Source organism: bacterium SCSIO 12844 (genome assembly GCA_024397935.1).
Classification (GTDB): domain Bacteria; phylum Pseudomonadota; class Gammaproteobacteria; order Francisellales; family Francisellaceae; genus M0027.
Genome location: CP073743.1, coordinates 2,127,526 through 2,146,291 on the forward strand (window position 1 = coordinate 2,127,526; position 18,766 = coordinate 2,146,291).

Annotated in this window: 17 protein-coding genes; 11 read left to right on the top strand and 6 right to left on the bottom strand. The window is 32.2% G+C overall.

Going from position 1 to position 18,766, the window contains the following annotated elements:
* Window positions 1-22 precede the first annotated feature (22 nt).
* The 5 genes from KFE69_09520 to uvrB form a co-directional block, all read right to left on the bottom strand.
* On the bottom strand, window positions 23-601 hold the full coding sequence (locus KFE69_09520; GenBank protein UTW41742.1) for a hypothetical protein: 579 nt from the start codon (window positions 599-601) through the stop codon (window positions 23-25).
* Window positions 602-1,026: 425 nt separating this feature from the next.
* The gene (locus KFE69_09525) at window positions 1,027-1,875 is read right to left on the bottom strand and encodes a hypothetical protein (GenBank protein ID UTW41743.1); all 849 of its coding nucleotides are present in this window, start codon (window positions 1,873-1,875) and stop codon (window positions 1,027-1,029) included.
* Window positions 1,876-2,022: 147 nt separating this feature from the next.
* A complete protein-coding gene (locus tag KFE69_09530; protein UTW41744.1) occupies window positions 2,023-2,295 on the bottom strand; it encodes an oxidative damage protection protein in 273 nt (90 codons plus the stop codon).
* 67 nt (window positions 2,296-2,362) lie between these two features.
* On the bottom strand, window positions 2,363-2,815 hold the full coding sequence (locus tag KFE69_09535) for a hypothetical protein (GenBank protein ID UTW41745.1): 453 nt from the start codon (window positions 2,813-2,815) through the stop codon (window positions 2,363-2,365).
* Window positions 2,816-2,824: 9 nt separating this feature from the next.
* Entirely contained in the window at window positions 2,825-4,882 is a 2,058-nt protein-coding gene (uvrB, locus tag KFE69_09540; GenBank protein ID UTW41746.1) for an excinuclease ABC subunit UvrB, read from the bottom strand.
* Between the two features lie 75 nt (window positions 4,883-4,957).
* On the opposite strand from uvrB, the gene recF reads away from it, so the two are divergent.
* From recF to KFE69_09575, 7 genes are all read left to right on the top strand, one after another.
* Window positions 4,958-6,031, top strand: a complete 1,074-nt coding sequence (gene recF / locus KFE69_09545) for a DNA replication/repair protein RecF (protein UTW41747.1) — start codon at window positions 4,958-4,960, stop codon at window positions 6,029-6,031.
* 243 nt (window positions 6,032-6,274) lie between these two features.
* On the top strand, window positions 6,275-7,462 hold the full coding sequence (locus KFE69_09550; protein UTW41748.1) for a hypothetical protein: 1,188 nt from the start codon (window positions 6,275-6,277) through the stop codon (window positions 7,460-7,462).
* Window positions 7,463-7,574: 112 nt separating this feature from the next.
* On the top strand, window positions 7,575-8,435 hold the full coding sequence (locus KFE69_09555) for a universal stress protein (protein UTW41749.1): 861 nt from the start codon (window positions 7,575-7,577) through the stop codon (window positions 8,433-8,435).
* Between the two features lie 46 nt (window positions 8,436-8,481).
* Window positions 8,482-10,242 (top strand): cation:proton antiporter, encoded by a 1,761-nt coding sequence (locus KFE69_09560; protein ID UTW41750.1) that lies wholly within the window; start codon window positions 8,482-8,484, stop codon window positions 10,240-10,242.
* A 77-nt stretch (window positions 10,243-10,319) separates the two neighbouring features.
* Window positions 10,320-10,760, top strand: a complete 441-nt coding sequence (locus KFE69_09565; GenBank protein ID UTW41751.1) for a universal stress protein — start codon at window positions 10,320-10,322, stop codon at window positions 10,758-10,760.
* A gap of 16 nt (window positions 10,761-10,776) precedes the next feature.
* On the top strand, window positions 10,777-11,184 hold the full coding sequence (locus tag KFE69_09570) for a hypothetical protein (protein UTW41752.1): 408 nt from the start codon (window positions 10,777-10,779) through the stop codon (window positions 11,182-11,184).
* Between the two features lie 299 nt (window positions 11,185-11,483).
* The gene (locus KFE69_09575; protein ID UTW41753.1) at window positions 11,484-12,203 is read left to right on the top strand and encodes a hypothetical protein; all 720 of its coding nucleotides are present in this window, start codon (window positions 11,484-11,486) and stop codon (window positions 12,201-12,203) included.
* An 18-nt stretch (window positions 12,204-12,221) separates the two neighbouring features.
* On the opposite strand, the gene KFE69_09580 is transcribed toward KFE69_09575, so the two are convergent.
* On the bottom strand, window positions 12,222-12,875 hold the full coding sequence (locus tag KFE69_09580; protein ID UTW41754.1) for a cyclic nucleotide-binding domain-containing protein: 654 nt from the start codon (window positions 12,873-12,875) through the stop codon (window positions 12,222-12,224).
* Window positions 12,876-13,080: 205 nt separating this feature from the next.
* Between KFE69_09580 and KFE69_09585 the strand changes: the two genes are divergently transcribed.
* The 4 genes from KFE69_09585 (at window position 13,081) to aspT (ending at window position 18,748) form a co-directional block, all read left to right on the top strand.
* Window positions 13,081-14,706: a cytochrome ubiquinol oxidase subunit I gene (locus tag KFE69_09585; GenBank protein UTW41755.1), complete on the top strand. Its 1,626-nt coding sequence runs from the start codon at window positions 13,081-13,083 to the stop codon at window positions 14,704-14,706.
* A complete protein-coding gene (gene cydB / locus KFE69_09590) occupies window positions 14,706-15,905 on the top strand; it encodes a cytochrome d ubiquinol oxidase subunit II (protein ID UTW41756.1) in 1,200 nt (399 codons plus the stop codon). The genes KFE69_09585 and cydB overlap by 1 nt, the downstream gene beginning before the upstream one ends.
* A gap of 165 nt (window positions 15,906-16,070) precedes the next feature.
* A complete protein-coding gene (hemF, locus tag KFE69_09595) occupies window positions 16,071-16,973 on the top strand; it encodes an oxygen-dependent coproporphyrinogen oxidase (protein UTW41757.1) in 903 nt (300 codons plus the stop codon).
* 65 nt (window positions 16,974-17,038) lie between these two features.
* Entirely contained in the window at window positions 17,039-18,748 is a 1,710-nt protein-coding gene (aspT, locus tag KFE69_09600; protein UTW41758.1) for an aspartate-alanine antiporter, read from the top strand.
* Window positions 18,749-18,766: the final 18 nt, after the last annotated feature.

The following is an 18,766-nucleotide window of genomic DNA, read 5'->3' on the forward strand; positions in this document are numbered from 1 at the left end:
TGGCTATAATGATAGCCTGAGGTTAATTCTTATTACTAATTGTTATAGTTATATTTTCACTTACTTTATTGGATGTTGATTCCATATCAAAATCACGTTCTGTTGTTGTGGTGCAGTCTATACTTGTAGAGGTTGAATTAGAAGATGAATTTATACAGGCCTGACTGCAAGTATATTTAGCATTAGGGTTTGCGTTTTGTAAAATAGATGTAGTTGCCTTTACATCTGCCCCATATTGTTCATTATCCTGATACTTTTGCGTATAAAGTTTTAAATAAGATGAGCAAACATAATATTGCTCATTGCCAAAAAATATATCAATATATCCATCTGCACTAAGATACACATAAGTAGTGTCAGGCGAATAGGTAAAAGATAGATTGCTAACACTTGTATTGGGCTGTATATAAACCATATAAGAAGCAGAGGGTGACAAAAAGCTACTACTTGAAGTTGCACGTGCAAGCATTGCTTGATCTGTATGATTAATAATTTTATATTTAGCTACAGAAGATTGTAATACTTCAGTATTAGCTGTTGCTATAGTAAGGATAAAGAGAATACTTATTAAGTATAAAGCATTCATAAATTTATAAGTCATAAGTTAACTCCAGGTTAATTAAAACAAACAATAATTCAATTATAGCAGACTTTAATTTGTGAAATTCATTCTCAATAAAATAGGAATAACATGATGCCTCATAAAAAATATAGTAATGAATTTAAAACAGAAGTAGTTAAGGTCTTTTGACAATTAACATTAGCTGTAGTAGCTCCGACTTGATCTGAGCTACTACAAAAAAGAAGAATTAATATTTGACTATCATAATATTAACTTTGGTTTAGAAATTTGCTATGATCATGGAAATAAATCATTTATTGCAACAGTTAGGATTCCAAAAGATCTAATAACCAAAAAACCTCAGTAAGATCACTATTTCACGCTATTTTATAATAATAAAAATGCTACAGAATAGGCCAATCAATCTAAAGTTTGGCCTGCATCACATACAATGTTATAAATATTTAGTAAATACTGGTATAATAATTACTACTACTATTATCTGAAACAGAGGTCCAAGGACATGCGGGATCTCCCCCATCTGTTTGTCGACAGAAAAACACCAATGACTCTGAACGAAATGTTGAACCTAAGCCATTATCACAACGAATCATTTTATTTCCATAATTGCAAGTTTCTTGACTCTTACTGAATTTAAACATGTAAATATCATCTTCAGAATCAATATTTACTTGATTTAATTTTACTAACCTTCCAAGACCATCTGTAACACTTACTGTACCTAGACCTATTGATGTAAAGTATTCAGCTGCATCTGTTACTTCAATAACAAGCTCAAACCCTTTAGCTTCTTCATACCATTTGCTGTGACAATCATTTCCATCACAGGTTGCATGAATAATCATTGTTCTTCCAGGCATTTGTTCTGAATCATATTCTTTAGCAAAAGTTAAATAAATATTATTATACCAATCATCACTATCAGGATGTCCCCTCTCATGCTTAAATCTTATTAAATCAAATTTACTTGAATCTTGGCTAATCTCATCATTTACATCGTAATCATCTAAAACTTGAAATGCTAATGTCATATATTTACCATCACCATTACAGTCACCCTCTCCATCATCTGCTAAAGTAACTTTTATATCACTATGAGCAAATATAATATTAGGCAAATGATTTACATAGAGCATACACTTAGAATCTTGCAACTTAACATAAATATCATTATCACTATCATTTTTTATTGTTGCTTCATATTCTTCCGAGTCATAACCATAAGCAAGGTTCAAACCTAATAACAGTATAAAACCAATGATTAAAGCATATTTTTTATTTATTATTTTCATACTTCACAACCCACATCAATCAATTCAGCATTAAATTATAACGCAATGCTTCATATATGTGAAGTGTTAATTCTTATTTATAAATATTTTTATCAAAATAAAATATCAAGGCGCGATAAATTGACGCTTCTACAAATAGAACTTTATTTAGGAATCCACTGCAACAAACTGCTGTGGTTTTTCATCTTTGCCTTCAAATAAAAATTTAACCATTTCTTCTTCAAGAAATTTTCTTGATTGAGCATCCATTAAATTAAGGCGATATTCATTAATTAAAATCGTTTGGTGATCCAACCACATACGCCATGCATCTTGAGATATATTCTCTAAAATTCGTTTTCCTAAATCACCAGGATATGGCGCAAAGGTCATTTTAGGTGCTTCTTTTTGTAATTTTTGGCAAAATATCATTGTTGTCATTATTATAAGCTCTATCATTGTCGATTGTAGAATCTATTCTACTGAATCATTGGTTAAACCAAAAGCATTAATTAAATTGAAATTGCTTATTGATTGTCTCTATAAAAATTAACCGATGCTTAACAATCCAGTCATCCCAATGCCTTAGCCATTGTTTATATATTATAGGCACGGATATATTCTCAATAGATAAAATTTGTTGATATAGCTTATCTTTAAACTGATCTTTTAATTCAGTAACGATTTCTAAACCTAGCGGTAAAACTACAATCCATTTAACCATTAACCGTTTAAAAAATGACTCATAGAGCTCTTTATATGCCTCTAGCCCATATATTTCAATATTATGAAAGAGTAAAAATACTTCAAATGCAAATTGGTGATATTTAACTTTGCTAACTTCACAGCCTATTAAGTCTATAGAGTTCAAAGAAAAATTTTTTTCTTTTAAAAATGCCATATCAAAGCATTCAAATATGGCTTTTTTTTCTTCGGGTAATTCAGTTAAATAATTGATCATTATCTTTCTTTAAACAAAAAATTTATGCTTTATCTCAGTAATTGTGTCACGAAGTACTTGCGCTTGTTCAAATTCCAGTTCACGCGCATGCGCTTTCATTTGCTTTTCTAATTTAGCAATCAATTTAACTGCCTCTTTAACGCCTAAAATCGCCTCTATATTAATATCACTTACTTTGGCTTTTTTCTTACGTGCTTGTTTCATTTTTTCTTTTTCAGGCGCAAAATCTAACATATCATCAACATTTTTAATAATACTTTGAGGGGTAATACCATGCATTTCATTATGAGTAATCTGTTTTTGCCTTCTTCTTTGTGTTTCATCTAGTGCCAATTGCATTGAATTTGTAATTACATCTGCATATAAAATTGCTCTACCATTGACATTACGTGCAGCTCGACCAATTGTTTGAATTAGCGAACGTTGTGAACGTAAAAAACCTTCCTTATCTGCATCAAAAATTGCAACTAAACCAACCTCAGGCATATCTAAACCTTCTCGCAGTAAATTAATACCAACCAACACATCAAAAGCACCTAAGCGTAAATCACGTATAATTTCAACTCGTTCAACCGTATCTATATCAGAATGTAAATAGCGCACATTAACACCTTGCTCTGATAAATAGTCAGTTAAATCTTCTGCCATTCGTTTTGTTAGTGTTGTAATTAATACTCGTTCATTAACTTTAACTGAACGATGAATTTCAGATAATATATCTTCTACTTGAATTTTAACCGATCTAATTTCAACTGTTGGGTCAACTAATCCCGTTGGACGAACAATCTGCTCAACTGTATTTTGCGTATGCTTTAGTTCATAATCAGCAGGTGTTGCAGAAACATAAATCACTTGATTAACTAAATTTTCAAATTCTTCAAATTTTAAGGGCCTATTATCCACAGCAGAAGGCAGACGAAAGCCATACTCAACTAAATTTTCTTTACGTGAACGATCACCAAAATACATACCGCCTAATTGTGGTACTGTCACATGTGATTCATCAATCACAACAAAAGCATCATCCGGTAAATAATCCAATAGCGTTGGCGGTGCTTCACCTTGTGCCCTACCTGATAAATGACGGGAGTAATTTTCAATACCCGAGCAATAGCCAAGCTCTCTAATCATCTCAATATCATAAAGTGTTCTTTCTCTTAAACGCTGCTCTTCAATTAATCGATCGTTATCTCTTAGCACTTCAAGACGCTCTTTTAATTCATCTTTAATCAAATCAATTACTTTTTCTAAGCGCTCTCTTGATGTCACATAATGTGTTGATGGGAAAATACTGATATGACGTAATTGTGCTAATGTTTGCCCTGTTAGTGGATCAAAATAAGTAATTCGATCAACTTCTTCATCAAATAATTCAATTCTTACCGCTCGATTATCACTTTCAGCTGGAAAGATATCAATGACTTCTCCTCTGACTCGATAAGTTCCTCGAGAAAAATCCATTTCATTTCGTTGATATTGCATCTCAGCTAATCGTCTTAAAATGCTTCTTTGATCAATTGACTCTCCTACTCTCACTGACAATAACATCTGCATATATTGCTCTGGATCACCTAAACCATAAATTGCTGAAACCGTTGCAATAATAATTACATCATTACGTTCTAAGATTGACTTAGTTGTTGATAAACGCATTTGTTCAACATGCTCATTAATCGATGCATCTTTTTCAATATAAGTATCCGATGCTGGCACATAAGCTTCAGGTTGATAATAATCATAATAAGAAACAAAATATTCAACTCTATTTTCTGGAAAAAATTGCTTCATCTCAGAATATAGCTGTGCCGCTAATGTTTTATTATGCGCTAAGATCAAACATGGCCTTTGTACTTTTTCTATAATATTAGCAACCGTATAAGTTTTTCCTGAGCCTGTTACCCCTAATAAGACTTGATGCCTAAAACTGTGATCTAAGCCATCAACAAGTTTTGTAATCGCTTGTGGCTGATCACCTGACGGTTGATAACTGGTATTTAGCTTAAATACTTTTTCATCATCTTTATTTATTTGACTTTTCACTATACTTTGACGCTTTTTATTAGACATCGTTTTGACAGCTCTCTATAATTTTTAAATAATTTAATTAATGTTAATTTACATAGACTAAATCGATACACATATATGCATATCAGCCAATTTAAGATTAGCAACTTCCGAAATATTACCACTTCAGATATAACATTTCACCCCCATATTAATCTTATTGAGGGATTAAATGGCTCAGGTAAAACTTCACTCTTAGAGGCACTCTATTTTATTAGTCATGGCCGTTCATTTAAAGCCAACCAATTAAACCGTATCATTCAATATGATACTAGCGAAACAACTTTGTTTGCTGAGATTAATCATGCTGAAATGCCAAAAACACTCGCATTGCAAAAAAATAAAAATGGCCAGACTGAATTAAGACTAAATCATAATACAGTCAATACACAAAGTGAATTAACACGAATATTGCCAATGCAAATTTTACACCCTGGTAGTTTTGCTATTTTAACTTCTGGCGCAAAGTATCGTTGCCAATTACTCGATTGGGGTGCATTTTATAGTCAAAACGCATTTCATCCACTATGGCGTAAAACGAAACAACTCATTCGACAACGTAATAGCCTTTTAAAACAGAATCCAAATGAAACAATGCTCAAACCTTGGGATTACGAGCTAACTACCTGTAGTATACAACTAGATCAACTACGTAGTGACTACATGCATAAACTTCAGATTGAAATTAATACACTACTACCTATATTCAGTAAACAATCTTTAAATTTTGACTACTATCGTGGCTGGTCAAATCAAGAAGAATTATCACATGCACTGAAAAGACATCTAGCACAAGATATTAAGTCTGGCTTTACTCACTATGGCCCACATCGAGCTGATTTAAAAATAACAACCAACCACTTACCTGCTTGTGATGTCTTATCTCGAGGTCAACAAAAGCTCTTAATCTTAATGCTAAAACTCGCTCAAGGCGCTTTATTTTACAAAGAACATCAAACACCTTGTATTTATCTAATTGATGATTTACTTTCAGAACTTGATAAGCATGCAACAAAAGCGGTACTAGAATTTATAAAAACTCAAAATGCACAAGTATTTATTAGTGCTATTAATTCTGAAAAAATTCAAACATTTTTATCTCAAGATCAGTATCAACAATTTAATATTGCTGAAGGGAGCATTAAAGCCTAAGCCAATTAATTAAATTGATATAAAACACTTAAGAATTAAACATAAAACTTGGTATAACTCATAATTATCTATTTGCTTTATGTAATATATTTTAGAAAAACACAGGGTAATATATTGCATTATAAGTGCAACAAAAAGCTCCTTTACCTGTCATCTAAAGTTTGATTATAATAAATATAGTTAAATTAAATATTGATTATCTAAGGTTTAAATTATTAACACTTTTATTTTAAGGGACATTTAATGGCAAAACTCAGAATTATATCACTTGATATGGATGGCTGCTTATTTCATAGGCATTATCATAAAGCATATCAAAAAGATCGAGATCAAGCTTTATTCGAAACAAATAAAGAGTTTTTTGAGTCGCTTCTAAAAGAAACTTCAGAAGATGAACAACTGATTTTTATGATTGGTTCAAATCGGCAATCATATACTATAGATGCATCTAATAGTGGCAAAGGCCATAATACCGAATACTCTTTTAAAGCAATTGAAAAAATTGCAACTATCTTTTCTAAAGAGAGAGCAAAAAATACAACACGCCTAGATACATTTCTATTAGAAGATATATTCAGTAACCGAAGGGCTGGCAGCTCCTTTCAAATTGCACAACAAATACGAGAAGGCAAACTTCCAGAGCCCAATAAAGATTCGCTACTACTAGAACAATCAAAAATTCCAATTCTCTATGCTCAAATGCATCGACATGCTTTAAAAAACCCAACTGAGGTTATTGAGTTTGACTTTTATGATGATCGAGAAGATATTATCAAAGCATTAAATGAGTTTTATATTAATTATCCTGAAATGATTCCAAAGAATGTTACGTTAAACTTACATTTATACAATGGAGAAGAACGAGTAGATCTTGAACCAATTCAAGGTCAAGGCAGAATTGATTCAAACTACTGTCAAACAGTAAAAAATATGATGCAAATCACTATAGAAGGAACGCAACAAGATAGAGATTGCGACTATGATACTGCAAAAACGCTGACGGAGCTAAAAATGGAAAATAGTTGCGCTGCATATGTAACACCTAAAGCCTTAGATCAATGCACAAAACAAAATTTAACCAATAACAAAAAGTTTTTTCATGATATATTATCAAACGTTAACAATCAAACAAGATTTGGTGGCGGAAAAACGATTAGATTTGACGGGAATAACTATTGCATCCCAAATGGTGTTTTTCAAGCCTGCCAACCTTTTTGTAAGAAAAATACACACACTCCAACTATTAATCTTGATTTATTAGTAACAGATGATGTTAAATCATTTTTTTCTAATAAAATTCAGTCTTATGCTCAATCCAAAAAAGATAGTTCAGGCTTCTTTTGGAAACGCTCTGAACCAGTTAAATCATTTTATACTGAAGCGGCTAAAGGATTAAGAGAACTTGAACACCATGTAAGTAACGATTTATAAATAATCGTTTATTTTCTTTATTTAAAAGGTAGATCTGTATAACATTATTATAACTCTCATAAGTATTCTATAATAATAAATAGAACCTAACTAAATTTTAATTGAGATGATGATGGAATATAAAAATATCTTAGTTGCTATTAATGTCTTTGAAGACTACCAGCATGTTTTTCAATCAGCTCTATCTGTTGCTGAAAAAATGAATGCTAAATTAACACTGTTTATGGTTATAGAAGCTTCTTTAAGTTTTTCTCATACTAGTTCAGAAGATAAAGCCAAGTTAGAAAAAAATGCTAAAACCAAATTAGAGTCACTTATACAAAATACGAACTTAAAAGACATAGACTATGCTATACAAACAGGTAAATCTAACACATTAATTTCAGAGTATGCAAAAAACAACCATCATGACCTAATCATTTTAGGCTCTCACGGGTATCATGGTATCAATTCACTACTTGGTTCAACATCTAACAGTGTTTTACATAAAGCATCTTGTGATACCTTAATCATTAGAATTTCAGAAGACATACCAAAAACAGCAGCTGCCTATCATAAAATGTTAATTGCTACTGATTTTGAAAATGATGATGATTTATTAGTTCAACAGGCCAAACAAATTGCTAAACATTACGGTGTTTCACTGAATGCACTCACTGTAATAAAACACGTTACTTCATCAATATCATCCAGTGATTACGGTGTTATACCAAACATCCGTCGTGATTTATTAAAAGAAACAAAGTCAAAATTTTCAGACTGGTTAAAAGCACATGATATTGAAAGTAAGCCTATGTGCGTCATTGGTGAACCTGCAAGTGAAATTGCTGAATATGCTAATAAGAAAAATATTGATCTTACCATCCTTGGTAGCCACAATCGAAACTTTATTGGCCGCTTTTTTATAGGTTCAACAGCAAATGCTATCTTACACTTAATCCAAAAAGATGTTTTAGTTGTACGTTTGAAATAATATACTCTACAAATAGCAAAAAGTATAAATATGGAAATAATCACAAATGACAACTGACAGCCATCATATGATGATTGATATTTTCCCACACATTTGCCTATTTTTTGGCATTGCAGGTGTCATCGTTCCGCTTTTACATAGACTCAAAGTCTCTCCCATTATTGGTTACTTAATCTGCGGCATCATTATTGGACCATATGGACTAATTCAATTCTCCCAACTACAACCCTGGGTCAATTATATTTCAATTAAAAATACCCACACAGTAGAATTAATTGGTGAGCTTGGCATTATCACATTAATGTTTATGATTGGTTTAGAGCTCTCTCTTGATCGCTTAAAAGAGCTACGCCGCTATATTTTTGGGCTTGGCACACTACAAATTTTAATCACCGCTGGTATTATCACGATAGTTGCAACTCTATTTAAAAACACTTTACAAACAGCGATTCTAATTGGTTCAACATTTGCACTGTCTTCAACGGCTATTGTGATGAAGTTTTTAGAAGAGCGTAAGCTAATTAACCGTCCTATCGGAATGTTATGCTTATCTATTTTATTAATGCAAGATTTAGCCGTAATTCCGATTTTAATCCTAATATCCTCTTTTACAGGCAGTACGAATACTAACTTAGTCATTGATTTAAGTATTTCACTAATAATGGGTGTATGTGCTGTGGTGATTATTTATTGGCTGGGTAAAAAAATTCTCAAACCCTTATTTCAGTCTATTCATTTTTCAAAAAGTCCAGAATGGTTGGCAGCATTAGTTGTTTTTATTGTTATTACTTTTTCGATGCTCACTTATATGGCTGAGCTTTCCCTTGCTCTAGGTTCATTTATTGCTGGCTTATTAATTGCTGAAACTGAATTTAAACATGAAGTTGAAATTATTATTAACCCATTAAAAGGCTTTTTACTTGGTATATTTTTCCTGTCTATTGGCATGATGATTAACCCCATTGAGATTTTTAATTATCCACTATTATTACTACTTTCAATCATTGGCATTTATACACTTAAGTCAGTTATTATCTTTTTACTTTGTGTTGTTTTTAAAGTTCCAGCTCGTCACTGTGCAGAAACAGCGGTTTACCTCGCACAACCTGGTGAGTTTGCTCTAATGATTTTAGGAATTGCAATGACAACACAATTAATGCCACAAGAAAGTATACAATTTTTCCTCATTGTCACCGTTTTATCTATGATGGTATCACCACTTTTATTTAAACTCGCGCCCATAGCGAGTCATTATGCTCAACAATTATTTAAAAATCATAAATCATTAATTAAATCAGCCAATGCACATGAAAAACATGAAATTGTAATTGCTGGATTTGGTCGTATTGGCCAATTAGTTAGCATGGTTTTAAAAGAACAAAATATCCCTTACATTGCCTTTGATCACGATGGTGAATCTATCCAAAAGTTACGTAAAGATAACTTTAAAGTTATCTACGGTGATGCTCGTAAAAAAGAATTATGGCATCATCTAATTAATGACAATGTTAAGACTGTTGTTATTGCTATTGATGATGATAAGATCACTGGCAGAATTATCAAATTACTGAAAACAGAGTATCCATTAATGTCGGTTATCGCACGATCAAAAAATATGAAAAATGCGAATATTTTATATGAAAATGGCGCAAATTATGTCGTCACTGAAACACTTGAATCGAGTCTGCATATTGCTCAACTGACAATAGAACAATTAGGTCATGAACCTGAGAAAGTTAGAGATATAATAGAGTCAATACGTAATAACTTTATTAACACTTATCAATCTAGTGAAAACTCCCAATAAATTGACATATGTCATGTTGGTTAGTTCATTTACAGCGTATAATGTCACTGTAGTTAAAAAACATGGAAACAATTTAGATGTTAAATCACAGAAATATATTATATGCGATTGACCTTGATAAAGGTTTAGATGATTCTTTTGCAAAATTAATCGATGAAGCAAATGATAATAATGTTAATATTCATATTTATCATGTTGTCAAATCAACAGCTGCAGCTTATGGCTATGCAACAGCTTATATTCCTTCAGATTCTATGATGGAGTTAGAAACTAAGCTTAAAGATAATGCCCAAAGTAAATTAAATCAATTATTAGAAACCAGCCGCTTTACTAATGGTTCAGTTTGTATTGATATCTCTGATAGCCCTAAAGAAGAGATCATTGAAAAAGCAAAAGAATTAAAAGTTGACGCTATTTATATTAACGGTCATGATCACAATTTAATTGGTCGACTAGGCTCTGTTGCAGATTATGTCATCAACCATGCAAAGTGTGATGTTGTCGTATTAAAGCATTAATATGAGGTAAATAAAAATGACTACTGCGTTAGAATATCGTTATACACCTGAAGATAAGCCTACCACATTGGCTTATCACTTTTGCTGTGAAAATCCTGCATGTGGCCATTTAATTTTTAAAGCAACACATTTTAATGAACATTTATACTGCCCTCACTGCGGAGGTTCATTGGTTTTACAACAGCAATTAGAGCATGATTTAAAACATAAAAAAATACTTGAAAAATCATATCAATTCGTACAAAACTTATTGAAAACACAGCAACAAGAAGAATATAATAAATTGCTCAAACGTGAATATATTTACCACTTTCTTCAATATAATCGACCTGAAACCATGGAGTTAGAACCAACTAATACAAATAATAACAATGAACCTGATAACACACCAGAGCTTATACCAAAACCAGCATCTGCAGCTTAAAATTTATCAAATTTAACTATTTATATTACATTCCTATTTAAAGTTTTTAATTCGTAAACTCTAGTAAAATATTTTTGAAAACTTCCAATATTATTATCTACATTTTATACATATTTTAATATTCTAGTAAGATTGAAATCCATTTTAACAATATTTAAATAGCTATTATAACCAATAATACTCTGTATCTATCAGTAGATTAATATAAACAATGTAAAAAAAAATACTTATTTTCAGTTTTTTAATTTTATATTCATTGCAAAAATATAAAATTACAATATATAAGTGGGTTGCATAAAATGAGAAAGAAATTATTTAGATATACAAATGGTGTTACATATAATAAACACTCATCTGAATCAGCTAAAGCATTGGGAAAGTATTTTGAAAATGGAATTTGTTTTGGATCATGTATTTCATTTGCTAACAACTATTTAACTCAGGGACAAGCTAAAGTTAATAGAATTGATGCAATTCAAGTACAAAGACACTTATTATCAGGCAAAAAAAATATGCTAGAGCTAATGAACTCAAATCCTTTAGCATACTCAGATAGCAGTATAGCTGATTATACTGAAGGTGATTTGAAAAACTTATTAAAAGATCAAATTGAGACAAATGATTCTGGTGTATATTTATTAATATTATGTGAAAGCCAACAGAAAAGTCATGCAATTTTATTTTTACATGATCAATCATCTAGAATATATTTTGATCCAAATTATGGGGCTGTTAAATACTCAAATGACCACAGTCTAGATGACATGCTTAGTACAATTGAAAAACACGTTACTTCAAAAGAAACAGGTGCTTTAGATACAGTAAATGCTTTATGCTTTTATAAATTAGAAAAAGGAATAGAACATATGCTAAACCCATATGATAAAGCCAGAAGTGCATCTCAAAGAAGAGCAACTAAACGGGCTGAAATAGAAGAATTTCCAATGTATGAAATGCAAATGAAAGGAGAATTTATTGATAAGGAAGGACATATTAATATTGAAATGAAAGAGCTATAACAATACTCATTTAATCTATTATTTGATCTCACTTAAATCTTTTATTTGAACTAATTTATTTTTAATTAAAACATTACCTTTTTTATTAATATTAGAGATGGTTCTTGATAATGTCTCTACTTTAATATCTAAATGATTAGCTAAATCTTTGTATTGCATCGGTAGATAAAACTCTTTCTCGCATAGACCATACTGCTTTTTCTTTTCTGAAATTTTCAATATAAACTGATAAACTTTATGCTCAGCATCTTTATGATGTAGGTGATAATTATTTTGCCGATTCACTTGATGGCCTAATAAGGGGATTAAGTCTTTCACCATATGTGGATGCTGCATTAACTCTTTGTAAAATTTATCATACTCAAACGTACACAGTAAGGTATTTTCAATCGCCACTAATGTCATTTGGTGTGTTTTATCATTTAATCCATCTAAACCAACAACATCACCTTGAAAATAAAAATCAGCAATATAATCATCGGATGTAACTGACTTTAAAGCACCTGATTTAATGGCATAAAGTTTTTTTAATTCTTTGCCATGGGAGTATAACGTATCACCAGGCTCTAGATAAGCACTCTCTGGATGATTGCCAACCTCTTCTTTTTCTTGGTAGTTACATAGCCATTTGAACAAACAGCTTTGACAAGTCATCGATTGAATTTTACTCATGCTTTTAATTAACCCAAAAATTAAACTAAAATGTAAGGAAATCTTATTACTAAGGCCCTACTTAAGCAATCAGTATTTGCTTATTAATTGATCTATGTCAATTCTATGTTAAATCAAACCAATATGCAAAAAATATCTAATGGCTTTACATTTATTATTTATTATACTTTCTGCGAAGAAATTAAATCTCTAAAGGTATATAATTATGCTACCAACTCTTTTATCTGTTGATCTTGCAAGATATCAATTTGCATTTGTGGCAATGTTTCACTTTATTTTTGTTCCGTTAACACTTGGACTTACCTGGATTTTATTTACTATGGAGTTAATGTATGTAAAAACAGGTAAGGTTATTTATAGAGATATGACTAAATTCTGGGGCAAGCTGTTAGGTATTAACTTTGCTTTAGGTGTCCTATCTGGTTTAACAATGGAATTTTCATTCGGCCTTAATTGGGCTTATTATTCTCAATTTGTTGGTGATATTTTTGGCACACCATTAGCAATTGAGGGTTTAGTTGCTTTTATGCTTGAATCAACCTTTCTAGGTATTTTCTTTTTTGGTTGGAATAAACTTTCTAAAAAACAACATTTAATGGCAACTTTCTTCTTGGCATTAGGATCTAACCTATCCGCCCTTTTAATTTTAGTTGCCAATGGATTTATGCAGGTACCAACAGGTGGCGAATTTGTATGGCAAACGATGCGCATGCAAACAACTAACTTAGGCGAACTATTTATCAATCCAATTGCACAAATTGGGTTTGCACATACTATTTTTGCTGGCTATACAACAGCTTCGGTATTTGTCATTGGTATTAGTGCATTTTATTTATTAAGAAAGCAAGACACTGAATTTGCAAAAAAATCAATGGCAATTGGCTTAGGCTTTGGCCTTGTTGCTTCCATTATGGTAATTTTTATGGGTGACCAACAAGGTTTAAATGCTTATCATAATCAACCATTAAAACTTGCTGCAATAGAAGCGGAATGGACTACACAAACACCCCCTGCAAATTTTAATGCTATTGCTTTTCCATCTCAAAATATGCAAAAAAATTATGCCACCATTCAAATTCCTGATGCATTAGGATTCCTTGTTACCCATTCGAAAAATACCAAAGTCTTTGGAATTAAAGATATTTTATATAATGGGTATAAGACTAGTAACGGTAAAACTGTACCATCAATGACTACTCGTATCGAACAAGGTGCTTTAGCTTATGATGCCTTAACTAAAATGCAGCAAGGTAGCACAAATACACAGATACTAAAAACTTACAATCGTTATAAAAATGACCTTGGTTTTGGCATGTTATTACTACCATATGTTGAACAAGGCAAACCATTAGTATCAGCTACTAAAGAACAAGTTTATAAAGCAGCAACCAACGCCATACCTGATGTATTTTCACTCTTTTGGACTTTCAGAATTATGGTTGCATTAGGCACACTAATGTTTATTGCCATATTACTAGGTGTTATTTTCGCCATTAGAAATACTTTATGGCAAAAACGTTGGTTGTTAAGATTTATGCTATATATGATTCCAGCACCATGGATTGCTTCATTATGTGGTTGGTTTGTAACAGAGCATGGTCGCCAACCTTGGACTGTCTATGACATATTACCGACAAGTCTAAGTGCCTCTTATTTATCAAGTGTTGATATAGTTATCTCTCTAATTTTATTTATAAGCATTTATGCTGTTTTAATTGCCTTTGAACTGTTCTTAATGTTCAAATACGCAAGACTTGGCCCAAGTGCTCTACATACAGGCAAATATCACTTTGAAACCCCTACCCAAAACTTAAATCAAGGAGATCAATAATGATTGACTTATATACAATTGTACAAGTTCTAAGCTGGGTAGCAATTGGTTTAATTATGTATTTAGTTTTAGCAACTGTTGGCTTTGATTTTGGAGCTGGCATATTAGCTAGATTTGTAGGAAAAACTGACCAAGAACGACGCGCTATTATTAATATTGTAGCACCAACCTGGGATGGTAACCAAGTATGGTTAATTACAGCTGGTGCTGGAATATTTGCTATATGGCCACGTGCATATGCTGCATCATTTTCAGGCCTTTATCTCGGCATGCTTGTTGTCCTTTTTAGCCTCTTTTTACGTCCAGTTTCTTTTGAGTTTCGTTCAAAAATTAAATCAGCTAAATGGCGTAATTTTTGGGACTGGATGTTAGTTTTTGGCAGCTTTATTCCAATGTTAATTATTGGCATTGCTATTGGTAATTTATTTTTAGGTCTCCCATTTCAGTTTCAACCAGGTAGTCTAAGATTTGCCTATGGCACAGGTGCACAAATTGCTCCAGAAGCTGCTGGATTTTCATTAATTATGTTATTAAAGCCCTATGCATTAGTCACAGGTATTTTTGCCGTTGTCATTGCTATCATGCAAGGTGCTTCATACTGTGCGATTAGAACTGATGGTATTTTAAGAGAAAGATTTAACCGCATTAAGATTATATCTTCAATATTATTTATTCTCTTATTTGCAATATTAGGATTATGGTTACTTTTTATTGTTGGTTATATATGGGAACCCTCAAGTATTCTTAAAAGTTATTCTGACGCAATTTATCATCCCTTAAATGGACAGATTATTACGATATTAGATGGTGGTTGGTTGCATAATTATGCAACTTACCCATGGATGATTATTGCACCAGCATTAGCATTTATTGGTGGTTTTGGCGTTATGATTATGACTAAAAAAAATAAAGAAATTGCTTCATTTATCTTTAGTCTTTTAGCTTGTTTAGGTGTCATTTTTACGTTTGGTTTTACCCTATTTCCATTGTTAATGCCATCCTCAATTGCTCCAAGCGAAAGTTTAACTTTATTTAATGCTTCAAGTTCTATGGTATCATTAATTGGTATTTTGATTGTTGCTGTTATCATGTTACCGATTATATTTATTTATACGACGTTCGTTTATAAAAAAATGTGGCAACGAGGTGAGTTTATGAATGCTGATGAAGTTAACGCACGTGACCATGAATTATATTAATTTAGAAGGAATCAATTATATGTTTTATATTGTTTGGATTGTTGCAGCATTCGCTGCTGTTGGCGCAGGCTGCTGGTTAGCTAGTGTAACTGATAGAAAAAATAAAAGATCCCTTAATGATACTCAACATTAAATTTTATTAATTGGTTATTTAAGAGAAAATTGATGATTTATTTAGATACTATTGAAAATTATTTATTAAGCTTACAAAGTAATTTAATCAACCGAGTTGAAAATGAAGAAGAAAAAGTTAAATTTCTTCATGATGCTTGGGAGTTTAAAACTGGTGGTGGTGGTATTAGCTGTGTTATTGCTGATGGCAGTGTAATGGAAAAAGGTGGTGTTAATTTCTCAAGAATTAAAGGCCCAGCATTACCTAAAGCTGTTTTAGAAATGAAGCCTGAATTAACGGGTTATCACTATGAAGTGATGGGTGTATCTGTTGTAATGCACCCACTGAACCCTTATGTTCCGACTTCACATATGAACGTGCGTTTTTTCTATGCTGAAAAAGAAGGCGCATCACCAATCTGGTGGTTTGGTGGTGGTTATGATTTAACCCCTTATTATGCTTTTGAAGAAGATTGCAAAAACTGGCACCAAAGTGCTTATAATGCATGTAAAGACTTTGGTGATGATATATACGATACTTATAAAACTAAATGTGATGAATATTTTTATCTACCTCATAGAAATGAACAACGTGGCATTGGTGGTATATTCTATGATTATCTAAACCAATGGTCATTTGATGAGTGTTTTTCATTTATGCAGTCAGTTGGTAATACTTATGTAGATGCCTATATACCAATTGTTGCCAAACGTAAACAAACACACTTTGGTGAAAGTGAACGCAACTTTCAACTCTATCGTCGTGGTCGTTATGCTGAATTTAATCTTATTTATGATCGTGGCACTCACTTTGGATTACAAAATAATGGCCGTACTGAATCTATTCTTATGTCATTACCACCAGTAGTTAATTGGCTATATAACTATCAAGTTGAGCCTGGCTCAAAAGAAGCAGAGTTAACTGAAAAATACTTAATTAAGCGCAAGTGGCTTTGAATTTGAACTCAAGCTATACTGACTGAAATTTCTATTAATAATTATGCTATAAGAGGACTATATCAGTGTTATTAGATAAATTAATTAAACTTATACAAGATCCCTATATTGCATTATTTATCACTCTTTGTTTAGGCTATTTAGTTGGTAAAATAAAATATAAAACATTTGTCTTAGGCGGCATTTCTGGTTCACTTATTATGGGTGTTGTTATTGGACAAGTAGGTATTAACATATCACCTGCTATTGGCTCAATTTTCTTTGCTTTATTCTTATATGCTGTTGGTTATCAGGGTGGTGCATCTTTTTTTAAGTCACTTAACCGACAAACATTAGTTCAACTAATCTCTGCAACACTAACCTGTGTCTTGGGTTTATTAACTGTTTTAATTTTTGCTTGGATGTTTCACCTTGATCGTGGCATTGCTGCAGGCTTGGGTGCTGGTGGGCTTACACAATCAGCTATGATAGGTTCAGCTAATGATGCTATTTCTCAATTATCACTACCTCAATCAGCTATCCATGCAATGCAAACAAACGTTGCTGTTGGCTATGCTGTTTGTTATATTTTTGGTTCTTTTGGTCCTATCATCTTATTAGCAACTATTTTCCCATTGATTATGCGCTGGAATTTACGCAAAGAAGCAATAGCATTAGCATCTGAACAAACAGGTGGTCATCCTCTACTAGAGCCAGGCCAGTTTAATGCTATATCCCCGTTTAGTACTCGAGTTTATCAAGTCAATGACCAAGCCTTAGCTGTCGGTAAACATTTATTAACCCTTTATGCAGATAAAAAACCTCGAATCGTCATTGAAACTTTACTGCGTAACAATCAGATTATTGAAACAACGCCAGAAACAGTAATTCAGTCAGGTGATATTATTGCCGTTACTGCACACAGTGATGATTTTCATCATATTGCGAACCAACTTGGTCAAGAAATTGACAAGCCTGCACAATTAAACTTAGTTGAAGAAAGACGCTCATTTATACTAACTAACAAAGAAATTATTGGTAAATCCATTAAAAATGTCATCCACTCTATTAGTGCAGAACAATACTATGGCGCTTTTATTGCCGAAATCTCACGCTTTGGTGAAAAATTACCACTTACTGGTGATTTAGTTTTAAAACGTGGTGATGAAATTACTTTAGTCGGCAAGCCTAAAGATTTAGATCCAATTACAAATAAAATGGGCAAAGTAATAACAAAAGCTCCCATTACCGATTTTATTTTCTTTGGCCTTGGAATGGCTATTGGTTTTTTAATTGGTATGATTAGTTTTCATATTTTTGGCGTATCAATTACTCTAGGTTCAGGTGTTGGCTGCTTGTTATCTGGTTTACTTTTTGGCTGGTTTCGTTCTGTAAAACCTCAGTATGGAGCACTTCCAGAAGGTGCTTCTAATTTCTTGCGTGATTTTGGCTTAGCTGTTTTTGTTGCAACAGTTGGCCTGACAGCAGGCCCTCAAGCAATTGAAGCAATCAAGTCAAATGGCTTAACTTTATTCTTCTTAGGTATTGGTGTTACTTTAATTCCACAGATTTTGACTTTTTACATCTCATACTATCTATTAAGAATAAAAAATCCTATCGTATTGTTATCAACCATTGCTGGAGGTAGAAGTGCCAATCCAGGTTTTGCCGCCCTTTTAGAAAAAGCAGGTAACTCAACACCTGTTATCCCATTTACTTCAACTTATGTGTTAGCCAATATATGGCTAACATTGTGGGGGCCAATTATCATTGGACTTGTCACAACTAATGTATAATTTTATTTATCATCTAAT